Source organism: Enterococcus sp. AZ035 (assembly GCF_050548325.1).
GTDB classification, from domain to species: Bacteria; Bacillota; Bacilli; order Lactobacillales; family Enterococcaceae; genus Enterococcus; species Enterococcus faecalis.
On the sequence record NZ_CP172958.1, the window covers coordinates 56,695 to 75,672 of the forward strand.

General features: G+C 38.3%; 13 protein-coding genes. 11 read left to right on the plus strand and 2 right to left on the minus strand.

Annotated elements, in window-relative coordinates; all coding sequences use genetic code 11:
• The first annotated feature begins 19 nt into the window (after positions 1 to 19).
• The 5 genes from IGL32_RS00250 (at position 20) to IGL32_RS00270 (ending at position 9,590) form a co-directional block, all read left to right on the plus strand.
• Positions 20 to 859 (plus strand): metal ABC transporter permease, encoded by an 840-nt coding sequence (locus IGL32_RS00250; protein WP_002383493.1) that lies wholly within the window; start codon positions 20 to 22, stop codon positions 857 to 859.
• A gap of 143 nt (positions 860 to 1,002) precedes the next feature.
• On the plus strand, positions 1,003 to 1,824 hold the full coding sequence (purR, locus tag IGL32_RS00255; protein ID WP_002381336.1) for a pur operon repressor: 822 nt from the start codon (positions 1,003 to 1,005) through the stop codon (positions 1,822 to 1,824).
• Positions 1,825 to 2,025: 201 nt separating this feature from the next.
• Positions 2,026 to 3,411, plus strand: a complete 1,386-nt coding sequence (gene glmU / locus IGL32_RS00260; RefSeq protein ID WP_016618502.1) for a bifunctional UDP-N-acetylglucosamine diphosphorylase/glucosamine-1-phosphate N-acetyltransferase GlmU — start codon at positions 2,026 to 2,028, stop codon at positions 3,409 to 3,411.
• A 440-nt stretch (positions 3,412 to 3,851) separates the two neighbouring features.
• Complete coding sequence (locus tag IGL32_RS00265; protein ID WP_167591376.1) at positions 3,852 to 7,775, plus strand: 5'-nucleotidase C-terminal domain-containing protein; 3,924 nt, start codon at positions 3,852 to 3,854, stop codon at positions 7,773 to 7,775.
• Positions 7,776 to 7,910: 135 nt separating this feature from the next.
• Positions 7,911 to 9,590, plus strand: coding sequence for a peptide ABC transporter substrate-binding protein (locus IGL32_RS00270; RefSeq protein WP_002361487.1), 1,680 nt, complete (start codon positions 7,911 to 7,913; stop codon positions 9,588 to 9,590).
• 46 nt (positions 9,591 to 9,636) lie between these two features.
• Here the strand turns inward: IGL32_RS00270 and IGL32_RS00275 are convergent, their stop codons facing one another.
• Positions 9,637 to 9,861: a DUF896 domain-containing protein gene (locus IGL32_RS00275; RefSeq protein ID WP_002356070.1), complete on the minus strand. Its 225-nt coding sequence runs from the start codon at positions 9,859 to 9,861 to the stop codon at positions 9,637 to 9,639.
• 14 nt (positions 9,862 to 9,875) lie between these two features.
• Positions 9,876 to 10,862 (minus strand): LLM class flavin-dependent oxidoreductase, encoded by a 987-nt coding sequence (locus IGL32_RS00280; protein ID WP_002356071.1) that lies wholly within the window; start codon positions 10,860 to 10,862, stop codon positions 9,876 to 9,878.
• Positions 10,863 to 11,261: 399 nt separating this feature from the next.
• Here IGL32_RS00280 and IGL32_RS00285 point away from each other — a divergent pair, with 399 nt between their 5' ends.
• The 6 genes from IGL32_RS00285 to IGL32_RS00310 all read left to right on the plus strand — a co-directional run bounded on the left by IGL32_RS00285 (position 11,262) and on the right by IGL32_RS00310 (position 18,944).
• Positions 11,262 to 12,236 (plus strand): Abi family protein, encoded by a 975-nt coding sequence (locus IGL32_RS00285; RefSeq protein WP_002379265.1) that lies wholly within the window; start codon positions 11,262 to 11,264, stop codon positions 12,234 to 12,236.
• A gap of 246 nt (positions 12,237 to 12,482) precedes the next feature.
• Entirely contained in the window at positions 12,483 to 13,097 is a 615-nt protein-coding gene (gene ruvA, locus IGL32_RS00290; protein WP_002359241.1) for a Holliday junction branch migration protein RuvA, read from the plus strand.
• 12 nt (positions 13,098 to 13,109) lie between these two features.
• Complete coding sequence (gene ruvB / locus IGL32_RS00295; protein WP_002381340.1) at positions 13,110 to 14,126, plus strand: Holliday junction branch migration DNA helicase RuvB; 1,017 nt, start codon at positions 13,110 to 13,112, stop codon at positions 14,124 to 14,126.
• Between the two features lie 141 nt (positions 14,127 to 14,267).
• The gene (locus tag IGL32_RS00300; RefSeq protein WP_002379264.1) at positions 14,268 to 14,966 is read left to right on the plus strand and encodes an N-acetylmannosamine-6-phosphate 2-epimerase; all 699 of its coding nucleotides are present in this window, start codon (positions 14,268 to 14,270) and stop codon (positions 14,964 to 14,966) included.
• Between the two features lie 177 nt (positions 14,967 to 15,143).
• On the plus strand, positions 15,144 to 17,483 hold the full coding sequence (ygjK, locus tag IGL32_RS00305; RefSeq protein ID WP_016633755.1) for an alpha-glucosidase: 2,340 nt from the start codon (positions 15,144 to 15,146) through the stop codon (positions 17,481 to 17,483).
• 543 nt (positions 17,484 to 18,026) lie between these two features.
• Complete coding sequence (locus IGL32_RS00310) at positions 18,027 to 18,944, plus strand: helix-turn-helix domain-containing protein (protein ID WP_002379261.1); 918 nt, start codon at positions 18,027 to 18,029, stop codon at positions 18,942 to 18,944.
• The last annotated feature ends 34 nt before the right edge of the window (positions 18,945 to 18,978 follow it).

The window sequence follows — 18,978 nt, forward strand, 5'->3', positions numbered from 1 at the left end:
GCGGTAAGGAGTGAATCGTATGGCAGAAATGCTTTCTTATGCATTTATGCAAAAGGCCTTTTTAGCAGCACTGTTTATCTCAGTGATTGCCCCAATGCTCGGCGTCTTTCTAGTTATTCGCCGACAATCTTTAATGGCAGATACCCTTTCACATGTGTCATTAGCCGGTGTGGCACTAGGCTTCTTTTTTAATTGGAATCCTAATTTAATGACCTTAATTGTCGTGATTGTGGCTGCAATCATTCTAGAATATTTACGAATGATTTATAGCACCTATTCAGAAATTTCGATTGCTATTTTAATGTCAGGCGGTTTGGCTTTGGCGTTAGTTTTAATGAATTTAACAGGAGGCAATTCAGCTGCTAGTATTCAATCGTATTTATTTGGTTCCATCGTCACGATTACATGGGATCAAGTGGTTATGTTGGCAATTTTATTCGTAGTTTTAGTTCTATTGTTTATGTTATTTAAACGCCCAATGTATGTTTTAACATTTGATGAAGATACTGCTCATGTTGATGGGCTACCTATTCATTGGATGTCGATGCTTTTTAATGTAATTACTGGTGTGGCGATTGCTGTGATGATTCCGATCGCGGGAGCCTTGTTAATTTCAGCAATTATGGTCTTACCAGCTGCGATAGGTATGCGAATTGGTAAAGGCTTCAACACGGTGATTATTATCAGTGTGTTTATGGGCTTGATTGGCATGCTAACAGGGTTGACTAGCTCGTATTATTTGGAAACACCACCGAGTGCAAGTATTACCCTAATTTTTATTGGTTTATTCTTATTAGTCAATATTTATCGCCGAGTGGTTGTTATGGTCCAACGAAAACAAAAAATGCAAAGAAACTAAGGAGAAAAACGAAAGTTTTTCTCCTTTATTTCTTTTTTTTAAAAGAAATGGCGAACTATTTTCAGTTATTTGAAAAAAATCCTCGAATTTTTCGGTTAAACCCCTTATAATAAGGAACGATAGAATGAAAAGGAGTGACGAATTTGAAAATTCGGAGAAGTGAACGATTAATCGATATGACCCAATATCTTTTAGATCATCCCCATACATTGGTTTCTTTGACATATTTTGCTGACCGATACCAATCTGCCAAGTCTTCCATTAGTGAAGATTTAGCAATTGTTAAAAAAACATTTAAAGAACGTGGAACAGGTATTTTAGAAACGATTCCAGGCGCTGCAGGCGGTGTCCGCTTTATCCCTGAAATTCCTTATGAGGAAGCGGAGCAGTTGATTATGGATTTATGTGATCGTTTGTCAGAACAAGATCGCTTATTACCTGGGGGCTATGTTTATCTTTCAGATTTACTTGGGGAACCGAATTTATTAAGACAAGTGGGCCGGATTATTGCTTCTAAATATTTAGGCAAACAAATTGATGCGGTAATGACCGTTGCGACCAAAGGAGTGCCAATTGCGCAAGCTGTGTCTTATTACTTAAATGTTCCGTTTGTGATTGTTCGTCGCGATTCTAAGATTACTGAAGGTTCAACGGTGAGCGTGAACTATGTATCAGGGTCTTCAGAACGTATCGAAAAAATGGAACTTTCAAAACGCAGCTTAAAACGCGGCTCAAAAGTTTTAGTCGTGGATGACTTCATGAAAGGCGGCGGCACCGTCAATGGTATGAAGAGTATGATTGAAGAATTTGAAGCAGAACTTGTGGGCATTACCGTTTTTGCTGAGTCAAAATTCAATGGCCGTCGTGCAATCGATGACTACACTTCGCTATTGTACGTGGAAGATGTGGATACACAAACAAAAACGATTAGCGTAGTCCCAGGAAACTATTTCACAGAGAAATAATTTGAAAAAGAGCGTGGAAATGGTCCATTCCATTTTCAGGTTCTTTTTTTCTGTTTTATTCCTTTAAAAAAAGATGAGAAAATAAATTGGTCTACCTTTTAAATGCCTTATTTTGTTGAAAAAGACAAAAGAGTAAGATAAACTAGAAAAGGTATAATGAGGATGATTTAGAAGAAAATCAAACAATTTAGTTAATTTGAGGTGGCAAACGTGGAAAATAGATACGCAATTATTTTAGCAGCTGGTAAAGGAACACGCATGAAATCTAAACTTTATAAAGTATTGCATCCAGTTGCTGGTAAACCAATGGTCGAACATATTTTAGATCAAGTAGAACAAACAGAACCAACAGAAATCGTGACAATCGTTGGACATGGGGCGGAAATGATTAAAAGCCATTTAGGCGAACGTAGTCAATATGCCTTACAAGCTGAACAATTGGGAACTGGGCATGCAGTCATGCAAGCACAAGAGTTATTAGGTGGTAAACAAGGAACAACATTAGTTATTACAGGGGATACGCCGTTATTAACTGCAGAAACCTTGAAAAATTTATTCGATTACCATCAAGGTAAGAATGCAAGTGCGACTATTTTAACAGCGCATGCGGAAGACCCAACAGGCTATGGTCGAATTATTCGTGACCATGTGGGCATTGTTGAACGAATCGTGGAACAAAAAGATGCCAGTGAAGAAGAAGCACGTGTTCAAGAAATTAATACGGGAACCTTCTGTTTTGATAATGAATCATTGTTTGAAGCGTTAGCGAAAACAGATACAAACAACACACAAGGGGAATACTATTTAACAGATATCATTGAAATTTTGAAAAAAGAAGGCAAAGCTGTCGCTGCTTACCAAATGGCAGACTTTGACGAAGCAATGGGTGTAAATGATCGTGTCGCTTTATCCACTGCTAATAAAATTATGCATCGTCGTTTAAATGAAATGCATATGCGAAATGGTGTTACATTTATTGATCCAGACACAACGTATATTGATGAAGGCGTGGTAATTGGTTCAGACACAGTCATTGAAGCGGGAGTCACTATCAAAGGAAAAACAGTGATTGGCGAAGATTGCTTGATTGGCGCACATTCAGAAATCGTTGATAGTCACATCGGCAATCAAGTGGTTGTTAAACAGTCTGTGATTGAAGAAAGTGTGGTTCACGAGGGGGCCGATGTAGGTCCGTATGCACATTTACGTCCTAAAGCAGATGTGGGGGCAAACGTACACATTGGTAACTTCGTGGAAGTAAAAAATGCAACAATCGATGAAGGCACAAAAGTGGGCCATTTAACATACGTTGGTGATGCAACATTAGGCAAAGATATTAATGTCGGTTGCGGCGTTGTTTTTGTTAATTATGATGGCAAAAATAAACACCAAACAGTCGTGGGTGATCACGCGTTTATTGGCTCTGCAACGAACATTGTTGCGCCAGTCACGATTGGTGATCATGCGGTGACTGCTGCTGGTTCAACCATCACAGAAGATGTCCCTTCAGAAGATTTGGCGATTGCCCGGGCACGTCAAGTGAATAAAGAAGGCTATGCTAAAAAGTTACCTTATATGAAGGATTAACCTCAAATAAAAAAGAACGCTCTTTTGCTTAAGCAAAAGAGCGTTCTTTTTCCTCCTTAAAGACTAGACCAATTGCTGCTAGTATTTGTTTAGAGACATTCAAGGGCTAGACCAATGCTGTTTATTCGGTATTTTTAGTTATTTTTTTCAAAAAAATAGTTTTTGTTCCGCTTTTCCAATATAAAAAGACTTTCTTTTTTATAAAGTTCGTGTTTTGGTCAAAATGACTATTTTTTTCACAAACAAATTCGCTATATTGTCCAAAAATAAAAACAATTTACAGGAAAAACATCTTATTTTAACGGAATTTACTGTTTTTTATTTAACGGATATATTATGATAGGAAAAGAAGAGCAGCGTGATGGGGGAAGGCTCTTTTTGTTGTTTGTTACTTTGACAATTGTTTGTTGCAAATGGGTTGAAACACAAGGAGGAAATTTGTGAAAAAGTTGAGCTTTAAAAAAGTGAAGTGGGGCATGCATTTTTTAATGGCTGTTGCGTTGATAGCGCCAAGCGTTACTAGTACGGCATATGCAGTAGAAACAACGAGTCAACAAAGTTCAGAAGCAGTAACAAGTACCACCGATTCAAGTAGAAAACAAGAACCAATCATCACACAGGAAACAACAGACATCAAACAAGAAGCACCAAATCAGGCTACGAGTGACAGTGTCAAGCAGTTACAAGAAACCACGGCACCAACAGAGACGACGAATTTAGAAACGTCAACCGCTGAAAAAGAAGAAACGAGCACACCACAAAAAATAACAATTTTAGGTACGTCAGATGTTCATGGTCAATTATGGAATTGGTCTTATGAAGATGATAAAGAATTACCAGTTGGTTTGTCCCAAGTAAGTACAGTCGTCAACCAAGTCCGGGCGCAAAACCCAGCAGGCACCGTTTTAATTGATAATGGCGACAATATTCAAGGCACTATTTTAACAGATGACTTGTATAATAAAGCGCCTTTAGTGAATGAAAAGACCCATCCAATGATTACCGCCATGAATGTGATGAAGTATGATGCAATGGTTTTGGGAAATCATGAGTTTAATTTTGGTTTACCGTTAATCCAAAAAATTCAACAAGAAGCCACTTTTCCAATCTTGTCTGCGAATACCTACAATAAGGAAGATGGTCGTCGTTTTGTTGAAGGGACTACCACGAAGGAACTTGATTTTAATCAAGATGGGCAGCCAGATTTAAAAGTTGGGATTATTGGCTTAACAATCCCGCACATTCCTTTGTGGGATGGCCCTCGTGTTACTTCGCTTAATTTTTTACCTTTGAAAGAAGAAGCAGAAAAAGCAGTTGCTGAGTTGAAAACTAACGATCAGGCTGACATTATTGTTGCTTCGATTCATGCGGGACAACAAAATAGTGATCCGGCTGCCAGTGCCGACCAAGTAATTGAAAATGTCGCGGGGATTGATGCGTATATTCTAGGTCATGACCACCTTTCTTTTACCAAGCAAGGAGCAGCGCCGAATGGAAAAACTGTACCGGTAGGGGGACCGAAAGATACGGGGACAGAAGTTGTCAAAATTGATCTTTCAGTTGCTAAAAATGCCGATAAGTGGGAAGTGCAAGAAGGTACAGCAACGATTGTACCAACAACGAATGTTCCAGCAGATGAAGCAGTTAAGGCAGCGACAAAAGAATACCATGAGCAAACGCGAGCGTTTATTCAGGAGGAGATCGGCACAGCAACAGCTGATTTTTTACCAAAACAAGAAATTAAAGGAATTCCCGAAGCGCAATTACAACCAACAGCGATGATTTCTTTAATTAATAACGTTCAAAAAGAAGTAACAGGCGCACAATTAAGTGCGGCAGCGCTGTTTAAATACGACAGTAAATTACCTGCGGGGAAGATTTCCTATGCCACGATTTTTGATATCTACAAATACCCGAATACCTTAGTGAGTGTTCCCATTAACGGTGAAAACTTACTGAAGTATTTAGAAAAACAAGGGGCGTACTATAACCAAACACAGCCAGATGATTTGACCATTAGTTTTAATCCAAACATTCGTGTATATAACTATGACATGATTTCTGGAGTGGACTACAAGATTGACATTTCAAAACCAGTGGGTGAACGAATTGTAGATGCGAAAATTGACGGCCAACCGTTGGATCCTGCCAAAGAATATACGATTGCCATGAATAATTATCGTTACGGCGGTTTAGCTAGCCAAGGGATTCAAGTAGGGGAACCTATTGAAAATTCTGATCCAGAAACCTTACGAGGAATGATTGTTGATTATATTAAGAAAAAAGGAACGCTTGATCCAGAACAAGAAATCGAACGAAATTGGTCAATTATTGGGACAAATTTTGATGAAAAATGGCGTACCAAAGCAATCGAATTAGTGAATGACGGCACTCTTCAAATTCCGACTTCTCCTGATGGACGTACACCAAACGCCGCCGCTATTACGAAACAAGATGTCCGTAATGCGGGCTTTGATTTAGATAATGCATATACCATTATGCACACAAATGACGTTCATGGCCGACTAGAAGCAGGGAAAGGCGAATTAGGTATGGCGCGTCTAAAAACCTTTAAAGACCAAGAAAACCCAACCTTGATGGTGGATGCAGGGGATGTTTTCCAAGGATTACCAATCTCCAATTTCTCCAAAGGCGCGGATATGGCCAAAGCCATGAATGAAGTTGGTTATGATGCCATGGCGGTGGGAAATCACGAGTTTGATTTTGGTTTAGAGATTGCACTAGGTTATAAAGACCAACTGAATTTTCCGATTTTATCTAGTAATACGTATTACAAAGATGGCAGTGGACGGGTTTTTGATCCGTATACAATCGTAGAAAAAGCCGGGAAAAAGTTTGCCATTGTAGGTGTGACGACCCCAGAAACAGCAACGAAAACACACCCGAAAAACGTAGAGAAGGTGACATTTAAAGACCCGATTCCAGAAGTAGAAGCGGTGATTAATGAAATTAAAGAGAAGTACGCGGATATTCAAGCTTTCGTGGTTACTGGGCATTTAGGCGTAGATGAAACGACGCCGCATATCTGGCGTGGTGATACGCTAGCAGAAACCCTTAGTCAAACATATCCTGAGTTAGATATCACTGTGATTGATGGACATTCGCATACAGCCGTCGAAAGCGGCAAACGTTATGGCAAAGTGATCTATGCTCAAACAGGTAATTATTTAAATAATGTTGGGATCGTCACAGCACCAGAGAGTGAACCAACTAAGAAAACAGCAAAATTGATTTCAGCAGAAGAGTTGCTAGGATTGCCAGAAAACCCGGCAGTTAAAGCCATCGTTGATGAAGCACGAACGAATTTTAACGCTGAAAATGAAAAAGTAATTGTCGATTATATTCCATTCACATTGGATGGACAACGAGAAAATGTGCGCACACGAGAGACCAACTTAGGGAATTTGATTGGTGATGCGATTATGTCATATGGCCAAGACGCGTTTAGCCAACCTGCTGATTTTGCAGTAACTAATGGTGGCGGCATTCGCGCTGATATTAAACAAGGGCCAATTAAAGTTGGGGATGTCATTGCTGTGTTACCTTTTGGCAATAGCATTGCGCAAATTCAAGTAACCGGCGCTCAAGTTAAAGAAATGTTTGAAATGTCTGTTCGTTCGATTCCACAAAAAGATGAGAATGGCACAATTTTACTAGATGATGCTGGCCAACCAAAACTTGGCGCAAATGGTGGTTTCCTACATGTTTCAAGCTCCATTCGTATCCACTATGATTCCACAAAACCAGGTACTCGCTTGGCTAGTGACGAAGGCAATGAAACAGGACAAACGATTGTCGGTAGTCGCGTATTAGGAATAGAAATTAAAAATCGGCAAACGCAAAAGTTTGAACCATTGGATGAGAAGAAACAATACCGGATGGCTACCAATGATTTCTTAGCTGCTGGTGGTGATGGTTACGATATGCTAGGTGGTGAACGAGAAGAAGGGATTTCACTAGATGCTGTCTTAATTGAATACTTGAAAAGTGCAACCAGCTTGCGGTTGTATCGTGCAGCAACGACGATTGATTTAGCACAATATAAAGAACCATTCCCAGGCGAACGAATTGTTTCTATTTCGGAAGAAGCTTACAAAGAGTTAATCGGTGGAGGAGAGACGCCAACACCAGATCCAACACCAGAAACACCAGTAGCAACCAATAAACAAAACCAAGCGGGAGCAAGACAGAGCAATCCATCCGTAACAGAGAAGAAAAAGTATGGCGGCTTTTTACCTAAAACGGGTACAGAAACAGAAACGCTTGCGTTATATGGTTTACTGTTCGTTGGACTTTCTTCTTCTGGCTGGTATATTTATAAACGACGTAACAAAGCTAGTTAGTCATTTTTTAAGAACCGTCCTTCGGGATTGGTTCTTTTTTTATTTTAACGCTTGCCATTTGTTTTTAATTTTAGTATTATAAGAATATTCTAAAAATTAAAAAATGAAGAGTTTTTTCTGTGAAGGGAGAAAGGCATGAAAAGTAAACGTATAAAAGGACTTATCGGGTTAAGTTTAACAACGCTGTTAGTTTTAGCTGCTTGTGGTGGCGATGGGGGAGCTGGCGCCGAAAAAGCAAAGGGCGGATCAGAGAAAACTGCCGCTAAACAAGAATTTAAAGTAGTGGTTCAACAAGAAATGCCTTCTGCAGATTTATCTTTAGGAACAGATACAATTAGTTTTACGGCACTGAATAATGCGTATGAAGGAATTTATCGTTTAGATGATAAAAGCAAGCCGCAACCAGCAGGAGCTAAAGAAAAAGTGCAAGTCAGTGATGATGGTCTGACGTACACAGTGAAACTAAGAGAAGAAGCAAAATGGTCCAATGGTGATCCTGTCACAGCTGCCGATTATGTTTTTAGTTGGCAACGTACAGCAGATCCTCAGACTGGCGCTGAGTATGCTTATTTTCTAGAAATGATTGAAAACGGTGCAGACATTGTAGCTGGTAAGAAACCAGTTTCTGAATTAGGCATTAAAGCAAACGGAGATTACGAGCTAGAAATTAAACTGGCAAAACCAACACCATATTTTGATTATTTACTGGCCTTTCCACTATTTTTCCCGCAACATCAAGCAACCGTAGAGAAATATGGCAAAGATTACGCTGCTTCCAGTGAAAAAGCAGTCTATAATGGTCCGTTTGTCTTAGCTAACTTTGAAGGGGCTGGCTCAGATACCAATTGGACTTTGGAAAAAAATGAAAACTATTGGGATAAAGACAATGTCAAATTAGATAAAATCAATTTTGATGTTGTCAAGGAGGCGCCAACTGCCTTGAACTTATTCCAAGATGGCCAGGCAGACGATGTTATTTTAAGCGGCGAATTGGCCCAGCAAATGGCGAAGGATCCAGAATTGGTTATCGAAAAAGAAGCACGAACCAGCTATTTGGAATTTAATCAGCGAGATAAAAATTCACCGTATAATAATGTGAATTTACGCAAAGCAATTTCAGCAGCGATTGATCGCAACGCATTAGTAGATAAAATTTTAGGCGACGGCTCAGTAGTCGCTACTGGCTTAATTCCAGAAGGGATGTCGTATTCGCCGACAGATGACAAAGATTTTGCTGATGAAAATAAAAAAATTGTTGAATATAGCCCAGAAAAAGCAAAAGAATATTGGGCAAAAGCGAAGAAAGAATTGGGCATAACAACACTCAAAATGGATATTGTTGCCGATGATGTCGATTCTACGAAAAAGTTAGCGGAATATATTCAAGGTACGTTAAAGGATACTTTAGAGGGCATTGATGTAACAGTGAGCCCAGTGCCGTTTTCAGTTCGAATTGATCGAGGTAGTCGCGGCGATTTTGAGACAATCTTAGGTGGTTGGGCTGCGGATTACGCAGATCCAAGTAGTTTCTTAGACCTTTTTGTTACTGGTAATAACTATAATCGCGGGCGTTTTTCAAGTAAAGCCTACGATGAGTTGATTGAGGCTTCAGCTACAAGAGATGCTTCAGATCCTGAAAAACGTTGGGAAGACATGGTTAAGGCTGAGAAGTTATTGATTGGTGAAGAGACCGCTTTAGCCCCACTTTATCAAAAGGCGACTGCCCATCTACGCAGTAAAGAAGTGAAAGGCGTCGTTGCCCATGGTGCTGGCGCACAATATGATTATAAGTGGACATATGTGACAGAAGAGTAGTTAAAAAGAGACACAGAATAGTCAAATCGACTGTTCTGTGTCTCTTTTAATCAAAATATTTCTGCTGTTCTTCTTTTAATTTTTCTGGGGTCACATCTTCACCAGTAGGATCATAAATAGTGACGCCCATTAATGTTTTATTGAATTGTTCACGAATGGTCCGCAAATATTCTTGTCGCAAATCGACACGAAGAGCTTGTTCTTCAGATGTTAAGCCTTGTTCACGCTCTTTTTGTGCAAGCGTATTAATTCTTTTTAAAACCTCTAACATTTCTCATTTCCTTTCTATAATAATTCTTTTGCTAGGCGTTCAAATGATTGAAAGCGCGTTTGTTTGTCATAACCTGGGGTGATTAGCATTGCTTCTGTCAACCCTAGCTCTTCTTGTTGGTGGAAAAACTCCGCAACTTCTTGGCTACTGCCAATGACAAAGCGTTGTTTATTTTGTTCTAAAACCAGTTTGTCCATTTCACTGTAAGGGAAAGCTAGTGCTTCTTCTGGCGATAAAAATTTATTTGGAAGCCCATGTTCGGTGGCAAAGATATAATGCTCGAAACTAGCCGCATGGTATTCTGCTTCTTCTTTCGTGTCGGCGGCAAAAGTGAAATACGCAGCGCTCACTTGCGGCTCTTGTTGTTCAGTTACTGGTCGGAAATGCTTGTAATATGCGGACAATACTTCTTTGGGCAAATGTCCATGAATAAACTGCGCAAAGGAAAAATTAATGCCATATTCACCAGCTGAACGTGCGCTTTCTTTGCTAGCACCTAGTAACCAAGGTTGTGGTAATAGAACTTCCCGCGGAACAGCTGAAATTTTAGAATATAAATGATCTTCAGGAAATTCCTCTCTTAAAAAGAGTAAAATTTCAGGTAATTTATCAAATTGGTCTAGCTGTGGTGGCTGACCATTATTTAACGCCAACGTAGTTAAAGGGCTGCCACCAGGCGAGCGGCCCATGCCTAAATCGATTCGATCAGGATATAAAGCTGCTAACGTTTTAAACGTTTCTGCGACTTTAAATGGCGCATAATGCATGGTCATGATGCCACCCGCGCCAACACGAATTTTTTCGGTGGCACTAGCAATATGTGCAACTAAAATTTCTGGCGTTGCACTGGCAAAGGCGTCTGAGCCGTGATGTTCGGCATACCAAATTCTTGTGTAACCAAGTTTTTCCGCTAATTGAGCGAGCTCTTTGGCTTCTTGTAATGTGTCGCTTGCTGATTGATTTTTAGGAACCGTTAATTGATCTAAGATACTTAATTTCATGTATGTAGTCTCCTTTTTGGTTATTTTTTTGAAGCTACCGCTATTATTACGCAAGCATGTCAAAAAAAACAGTACGCACTTTTTAATTCCCTAGTGAGCGAAAAGTAACAAATAGATGTAGCCAAGGTCGATGATAAAAAATTCTCCGCTATGGCTGTGTGCATTTTGATTTTTTGGACAATGTATAGAAATATATTTAATATTTTTTCTGTTTTTATACAACGTATTGTATTTTTTAGTATAAAAAGCATTTTCTTTAGAAAATTGGGCTATTGACTAGCTACAAAACAAATGATAGCATAGAGATAACCTTAAAGAAGAGCTGCTGTGCGGCTAACCAAGAACGTCTATTAGTTTTTCTAATAGACGTTCTTGTGCTAATTAATAGGAGAACAGTATATGAAGCCTTTTAAAACGTTAGATGAACAATTAGCTATTTTGGAAGCTCGAGGATTGGTTTTCTCGGATAAAGAAAATGCAAAAAAGAAATTATCTTTTTATGGCTATTATGAGATTATCAATGGCTATAAAGACTTCCTTTTGGAAAAAAAGCAAAAAATAACTGACCATCAAGAAGAATGTTTTATAGAAAACAGTACATCTGATCATATTTTTTCTTTATTTATGATGGACAAAACAATAACTTCATCTGTAATTGATGCGACATGTGATGTTGAGATGTATGTAAGAGCAGCTATTTCTTACGTTGTCAGTAAAAATATAGGTGAACAACAAATAAACTATTTGAATAGACGTCATTATCAAAGTGGAAAGAAAAACAAAAACGGACAAGGATATAAAGTTGATCAGCTAATTACAAAGTTTAAAAAGATTATCTACGATGATATAGAACCCATGAAACACTATCGTGGTTATCATGGAAACGTTCCACCTTGGATTATGTTAAAAGGAACAACATTTGGAAACCTGGCTAATTTTTATAAATTACAAAAAAGTGAAAATAAAAAAGAAGTTATAGCGATGATTCTAGGAATACCTAAAGAAATCGTGGATGAAGGGATTACCAATATGTTTACTGACATTATCTTTTTATGTCATAGTTATAGGAATAGAGCTGCACATGGTGGACGAATGTATAACTATCGGTCGGCTAAAGCAGTTATTAGATATAGTGAAAATTTTCATCCCCGAGCAAATATTACTCAGGCAGAGTATAGAAAAGGCAAAGGAATATCCTGTTTAGGTACCCTATTTCATGCATTGACATGGATGGATAATAAAGTAGCTTTAGCAAGGTTACAAGCAGGGGTATCTGTTGCGTTAGATCAGCACTTAAAAGTTTACCCAGAAGATTATGATTTAGTTTTGTCTGAAAGTAATATCAATCCTAAATTTTTACAGCTTTCTAGATAGAATTATTAGATTGAGTTGTACATAAAATTATTGTCTCTACTAGGGAGAGCGTGTTAATCTGTCTTCTGTTAGTTATTAATTATTGTTTGCTTCATCAATAGAAAGCTGTTTTATAAAGAGTGTTTTCAGGCTATTAGTATAGATTGCTCATAGGAATATTTGCAAACGATGAAGATATCGCTTAAAATAAATGAATCAAGTAAAATGGAACATATGTACGCAATCAGCAATTGGAAAGGTGACAACATGTACGAATATATTATTGGAAAAGTAACGTTTGTTAGCCCATACTATATTGTCGTTGAAACAAATGGCATTGGCTATCAGATTTCAGTCGATAACCCGTATCGCTATTCAGGAAAAATGGATACGGATATTAAACTATATCTTCACCAAGTCGTGCGGGAAGATGCACAACTTTTATTTGGTTTTGGCAGTTTAGAAGAAAAACAATTGTTCTTAAAATTAATCAGTGTCTCTGGAATTGGACCTAAAAGTGGCTTAGCTATCATGGCTTCTGTGGCTGATCATGGTGGTTTAATCAATGCAATTGAAGGGGAAGATGTTACATATTTAACGAAGTTCCCAGGTGTTGGCAAGAAAACAGCCCAACAAATGATTTTAGATTTAAAAGGAAAATTAGGCGAATTAGAGTCTTCCGAAGCAGCGGTTGCGGCCATGACCGCAACCGAAGCGGTGACAACAAGCAATCAAGCATTGGCAGAAGCGTTAGAAGCATTAAGTGCCCTAGGCTACAGTGACCGAGAGATTAAGCGTATCACTAAGCAATTGGAAGCGTTAGGTGAGACAACGACAGATGTTTATTTGAGCAATGCGTTAAAATTCATGATGAAACGCTAAGGAGGAATAACGATGACAGAAGAAGAACGGTTGCTTTCAGCTGCAAGTCAAGAAGCAGAAGCTTCAATTGAAAAATCGTTACGTCCACAATTTTTAGCACAATATATTGGTCAAGATAAAGTAAAACAAGAACTAACGATTTATATTGAAGCGGCGAAAAATCGGAATGAAGCGTTGGATCATACCCTTCTTTATGGTCCGCCAGGTTTAGGGAAAACGACAATGGCGATGGTCATCGCCAATGAAATGAATGTGAACATTCGTACCACAAGTGGACCAGCCATCGAACGGGCGGGAGATTTAGTCGCTATTTTGAACGAATTAGAGCCTGGCGATGTGTTATTTATCGATGAAATTCATCGTTTGCCGCGAGTTGTGGAAGAAATGCTGTATTCCGCAATGGAAGATTTTTACATTGATATCATGGTCGGTCAAGGAACCACGGCACATCCCGTTCATTTTCCGTTACCGCCTTTTACTTTAGTGGGCGCTACCACACGGGCAGGGATGCTTTCAGCGCCATTACGAGATCGTTTTGGGATTATTTCTCACATGGAGTATTATCAAGAGCAGGATTTAAAAGAAATCGTTCTTCGTTCCGCGGATATTTTTCAAACGGAGATTTTTGAGGAAGGTGCCTTTGAAATTGCGCGCCGCTCAAGAGGAACTCCCCGAATTGCTAATCGTTTGTTAAAACGTGTCCGTGATTTTGCCCAAGTCCAATCAGATGGCAAAATCGACCGAGCGATTGCAGACAAAGCGTTAACCTTACTGCAAGTGGACCATCAAGGCTTGGATTATGTCGATCAAAAATTGTTGAAAACAATGATTGATTTATACGGCGGCGGTCCAGTTGGTTTAAGTACCTTGTCTGTAAACATCGGTGAAGAAACCGAAACGGTGGAAGATATGTATGAACCCTATCTTATTCAAAAAGGTTTCATTAAACGAACACCGCGAGGACGAATTGCAACGCCATTTGCGTATGCACATTTTGGGTATGATTATTTAGAGGGTCGTAAAAATTAAAAATAAGTCAAAAGAAAGCAAGCCTTAACCGCTTGCTTTCTTTTGTTTCACGTGAAACGTTTGTTCTTATTTAGAAGAGTGGCATATTTCAGCTGTTGTAGGTATACTGTGTTTGTAATCGCTTTTAAATTGGAGGGATCAATGTTGAATAAAGAAATCAAAGGGGCATTAATTGTTTCTTGCCAAGCGTTGGCAGACGAACCGTTGCATAGTTCTTTTATCATGTCCAAGATGGCTTTGGCCGCTAAACAAGGAGGGGCTAAAGGTATTCGAGCAAATTCTGTGGTAGACATTCGAGCAATCCGGAAAGAGGTTGATTTACCAATCATTGGGATTATTAAACGAGATTATCCTGACGCAGAAATATATATTACCGCAACTATGCGTGAGGTAGATGAATTAATGGCTGTTCAGCCAGAAATTATCGCTCTCGATGCAACCCATTCGAAACGACCAAATGGCGAAACGTTAGCCACATTTTTCAAAAAAATAAAAGAAAAGTATCCTAACCAAGAATGGATGGCGGATTGTTCCACGCTGGAAGAGATGATTGAAGCAGCGGAGTTAGGTTTTGATTATATTGGTACAACGTTAGTCGGCTATACGCTGCAAAGTGAAAATCAGCGGATTGAACAAAATGATTTTGAACTGTTAAGAGAAGCAAAGAAGCATTTTACTACACCAATTATTGCAGAAGGAATGATTGATACGCCAGCAAAAGTCCAACGTGTTCTGGAGCTAGGTGCTTATAGCGTGGTGGTGGGATCTGTTATTACACGACCGCAAAAAATTACTGAAAAATTTGTGGAAGCTACGAAAATAAAACAGAATCAAGCATAAACTAAATACACTATCGATACACTCGTTATTTTTTGATCAATACACTTCGATACGGTCGCTTTTTTTCTAGAGAAAGTTGAATCTTTCAATAATAAAAAGGGATACACTCCATTTGGCATAGTCCTTGCTGATAATAAATCAGTGTATAAAGCGCTATCATTTTATAGGAGGGGTTTTATGAAGGGTTTATCAAAAAAGAAACGGGTGTCTACTTGGTTAGCGTTAGGAATCACCGTAGTCAGCTGTTTTCCGTTAAGCGGGGAAGTGCAAGCAAGTGTTGAAAAAACAAAAGTTGATGAATTTGCAAATGTTTTAGATGTGAGTGCATCACCAACCGAACGGACGAATGGCGTATACGATACCAATTATTTTAATAATTTTTCTGATTTAGGTGCATGGCATGGCTACTATTTACCTGAAAAAAGCAATAAAGAGCTACTGGGTGGTTTTGCGGGGCCATTGATTATTGCGGAAGAATATCCAGTAAACTTGGCGGCAAGTTTAAACAAATTAACGGTCAAAAATAAAAAAACGGGAGAAACCTATGATTTAAGCCAAAGCAACCGCATGGACCTGTCTTATTATCCTGGGCGCCTAGAGCAAACCTATGAATTAGACGATCTAACGATTCATTTAGCTTTAATTTTTGTCAGCAATCGAACGGCGCTTATCCAAACGACACTTGAAAACACTGGTGAAGAGCCCTTGTCACTTGAAGCAAGCTGGACAGGTGCGGTCTTTGACAAAATTCAAGAGGGAACGGAAACCTTAGATATTGGCACTCGTTTAACTGCTAAAGACAATGACATTCAAGTGAATTTTGGTGAAGTCAGAGAAACGTGGAATTATTTTGCTACGAAAGACACAAAATATACGATTCATCATGCGGATAAAGTTTCAACAAAAATTGATAATCGGAATTATACAGCAACCGCTGAACCAATTGAATTGAAGCCTAAACAAACGTACAACACCTATACGACAGAAAGCTATACTTTTACAAAAGAAGAAGAGGCAAAGGAACAACAACAAGCACCCGAATATACCAAAAATGCGGCGCGCTATTTCAAAGAGAACAAGCAAAGATGGCAAGGATATCTAGATAAAACGTTTGATCAAAAGAAAACAGCAGAATTTCCTGAATATCAAAATGCGCTAGTCAAATCGATTGAAACGATTAATACCAATTGGCGAAGCGCGGCAGGTGCCTTTAAGCATGACGGGATTGTTCCGTCCATGTCTTATAAATGGTTTATTGGTATGTGGGCTTGGGATTCGTGGAAAGCGGATGTAGCAACGGCTGATTTTAATCCCGAGTTAGCTAAAAATAATATGCGGGCCTTGTTTGATTATCAAATTCAAAAAGATGATACCGTACGTCCACAAGATGCAGGAGCGATCATTGATGCTGTCTTTTACAATCAAGACAGTGCGCGTGGTGGTGAAGGTGGCAACTGGAATGAACGAAATTCTAAACCACCATTGGCTGCATGGGCAGTTTGGCATATTTATCAAGAAACCAAAGATAAGGAATTTTTAAAAGAAATGTATCCCAAACTTGTGGTTTATCATAATTGGTGGTATACCAACAGAGACCACAATAAAAATGGGATAGCAGAATATGGAAGCATGGTCAGTGATGCTCACTGGCAAAAAGACGACAAGGATCAAATCATTAAAGATAAAAATGGCCAACCTAAAGTGGATGATGATGCTGTTATTGAAGCAGCCGCGTGGGAAAGTGGCATGGATAACGCTACACGGTTTGACAAAGAAGGTGTGGGCAAAGGCGACGTGGGAGTTAAAGTTTTTGAAAACAAAAATAAAGGAAAAGTAGTGGGGTATTCGATTAATCAAGAATCAGTGGATTTGAATGCGTATCTCTACGCTGAAAAGGGCTATTTAGCTTCGATAGCAGAAGAACTAGGCAAAAAAGAGGACTATAAGAACTATCAAAAAGAAGCGAAGAAACTAAAAAAATATATTCAAGAAAATATGTTTGATGAAAAAACAGGCTTCTTCTATGACTTACAAATAAATGAAGACGGCTCGAAAACAAAATTGTTAGTCAATCGTGGCAAAGGAACAGAAGGCTGGTTGCCGCTCTGGGCAAAAGTAGCGACCAAAGAACAGGCGGCGGCAGTTAAGAAAAACATGATGAATCAAGAAATGTTCAATACCTTTATGCCATTCCCAACGGCATCCAAAGACAATGAAAAATTTGCTGCAACGAAATATTGGCGGGGACCAGTTTGGCTTGATCAAGCCTTGTTTGGTGTAGAAGCTCTTCAAAACTATGACTATACAAAAGAAGCAAAAGAAATGACACAAAAACTCTTCTTACATGCCGAAGGATTGATGGGAGAAGGACCTATTCATGAAAATTATGATCCACTAACAGGGAAGGGCCTAAGTACGAAAAACTTTAGTTGGTCAGCGGCAGCATACTATTTACTGTATAAAAACACCTTATTAAGTAATAATCCCACAACGCAAACCGCTTTTGAAATAAAATAGAAAAACAGCTCTTGAGAAAATATCTCTCAAGAGCTATTTTTTTCTTCACTTGCTACAATCTGTTTCCCTCTGATTTAATTAAATGTAATTTATTTGTTTAAATAAATATATTTCAAATAATTAAATAAAATATCTAAAAATAAACGATATGTACTTTTATTAAAAATGTTATTTAATAAAAATGAAATAGATATTAAATGGAATTGATTGTACAATGGTTAGTGAAGAGTGGGTTTAACGGAACCGAGTAATAAGAAATAAACTAATATTGAAACCAAACATTGCGACACCTCCTGCTCTAAGTTATGTTGAATTTCATTATAAGACAGATATCTTAGTTTCTTCAAGAACGAATTAGAAAAGTTTTTTTTAATTTGTTGACGTCTAACAATTATAATGTGCAAAAAAATAATTCAAACAAATATATTATTTGATTATTTGGTAATATTAAAGTTCGTAAAAATAATTTTTTATAAAATGTTATATTTTAGTTAATAAAAAAATAATACTTAATATTAACTTATTAATAGAAAGGAGCATATTATGGATGTGTTAGAGGCATTAAAGTATTTTAGAAAAAAGAAAAAAATTGCTCAGAAAGATGTTTTACCAAAAAAAGGGAAACAAACCTATCGAAGAATCGAAATTGGTGAAGCCAAGCTAAGTTACGAGGATTTAATGACAGCATTACAGTCACTGGGGATTACCTTTAATGAATTTTTTCATATGGTCTCTGAAACAAGAAGTACGGCTTCATCTAAAATTATGCATCAAATTGAATGTTGTCAAATGGGGTTGAACAATACAAGTGAAAAAAAGAACCTGATTCATTACTTTTATCAATTAGAGCGCAATCCCCACAAAAACGCAGTAGAGATGTCTATTTATACAGATATTAAGCTAACTTTCAGTAATGATTGGGAGGAAATTCCAGAATTTGATGAAACCGATCGAATGGCAATTCTCGCACTTATCTCTAGCAAAAGCTACTATACATATTACGATTATCAAATGGTGACTAATACAGGGGCGTTATTTTCTGAAAACGAAGTCCTTCAGATTCTTGAGCAGATGTTTCCTGTCAAAGATGCTGAATTACGTGATACCCAAACATTAAATGTCGCCTATGGTTTTTACCTAAATATCATTACAGCGCAACTTTATAAGAAAAATTATGCGAAAGCCCGGGAATATTTAGCGCTAATGAGTGTTACCACGATTCCTGCTGAAATCTACTATATTCATTTTAACTTACGTTACTTAAAAAATCTTACGTATTATCTGTACACTGGCAAAATGAGATATTATAAAGAAGTAATCGCCGTTATTGATATGATTGAAAGTTTTGGGGATGCACGTTTGGCGGAAGGCATGAAAAAAGAAATGCTTCAGCTGACGGCTGGTCGGACATTTAATTTAGATTATGGACAATTTCCTGTGAATATTGTCACTGAAAAATAAAAAGCACCCCCCGCAAGGTCAAACTTGCGGGGGG

Excerpts from the sequence above, each read along its gene's own strand:
- IGL32_RS00250 (WP_002383493.1), top strand. The coding sequence starts at position 20 with ATGGCAGAAATGCTTTCTTATGCATTTATGCAAAAGGCCTTTTTAGCA.
- IGL32_RS00270 (WP_002361487.1), top strand. The coding sequence starts at position 7,911 with ATGAAAAGTAAACGTATAAAAGGACTTATCGGGTTAAGTTTAACAACG.
- IGL32_RS00275 (WP_002356070.1), bottom strand. The coding sequence starts at position 9,861 with ATGTTAGAGGTTTTAAAAAGAATTAATACGCTTGCACAAAAAGAGCGT.
- IGL32_RS00280 (WP_002356071.1), bottom strand. The coding sequence starts at position 10,862 with ATGAAATTAAGTATCTTAGATCAATTAACGGTTCCTAAAAATCAATCA.
- IGL32_RS00285 (WP_002379265.1), top strand. The coding sequence starts at position 11,262 with ATGAAGCCTTTTAAAACGTTAGATGAACAATTAGCTATTTTGGAAGCT.
- ruvA (WP_002359241.1), top strand. The coding sequence starts at position 12,483 with ATGTACGAATATATTATTGGAAAAGTAACGTTTGTTAGCCCATACTAT.
- ruvB (WP_002381340.1), top strand. The coding sequence starts at position 13,110 with ATGACAGAAGAAGAACGGTTGCTTTCAGCTGCAAGTCAAGAAGCAGAA.
- IGL32_RS00300 (WP_002379264.1), top strand. The coding sequence starts at position 14,268 with ATGTTGAATAAAGAAATCAAAGGGGCATTAATTGTTTCTTGCCAAGCG.
- ygjK (WP_016633755.1), top strand. The coding sequence starts at position 15,144 with ATGAAGGGTTTATCAAAAAAGAAACGGGTGTCTACTTGGTTAGCGTTA.
- IGL32_RS00310 (WP_002379261.1), top strand. The coding sequence starts at position 18,027 with ATGGATGTGTTAGAGGCATTAAAGTATTTTAGAAAAAAGAAAAAAATT.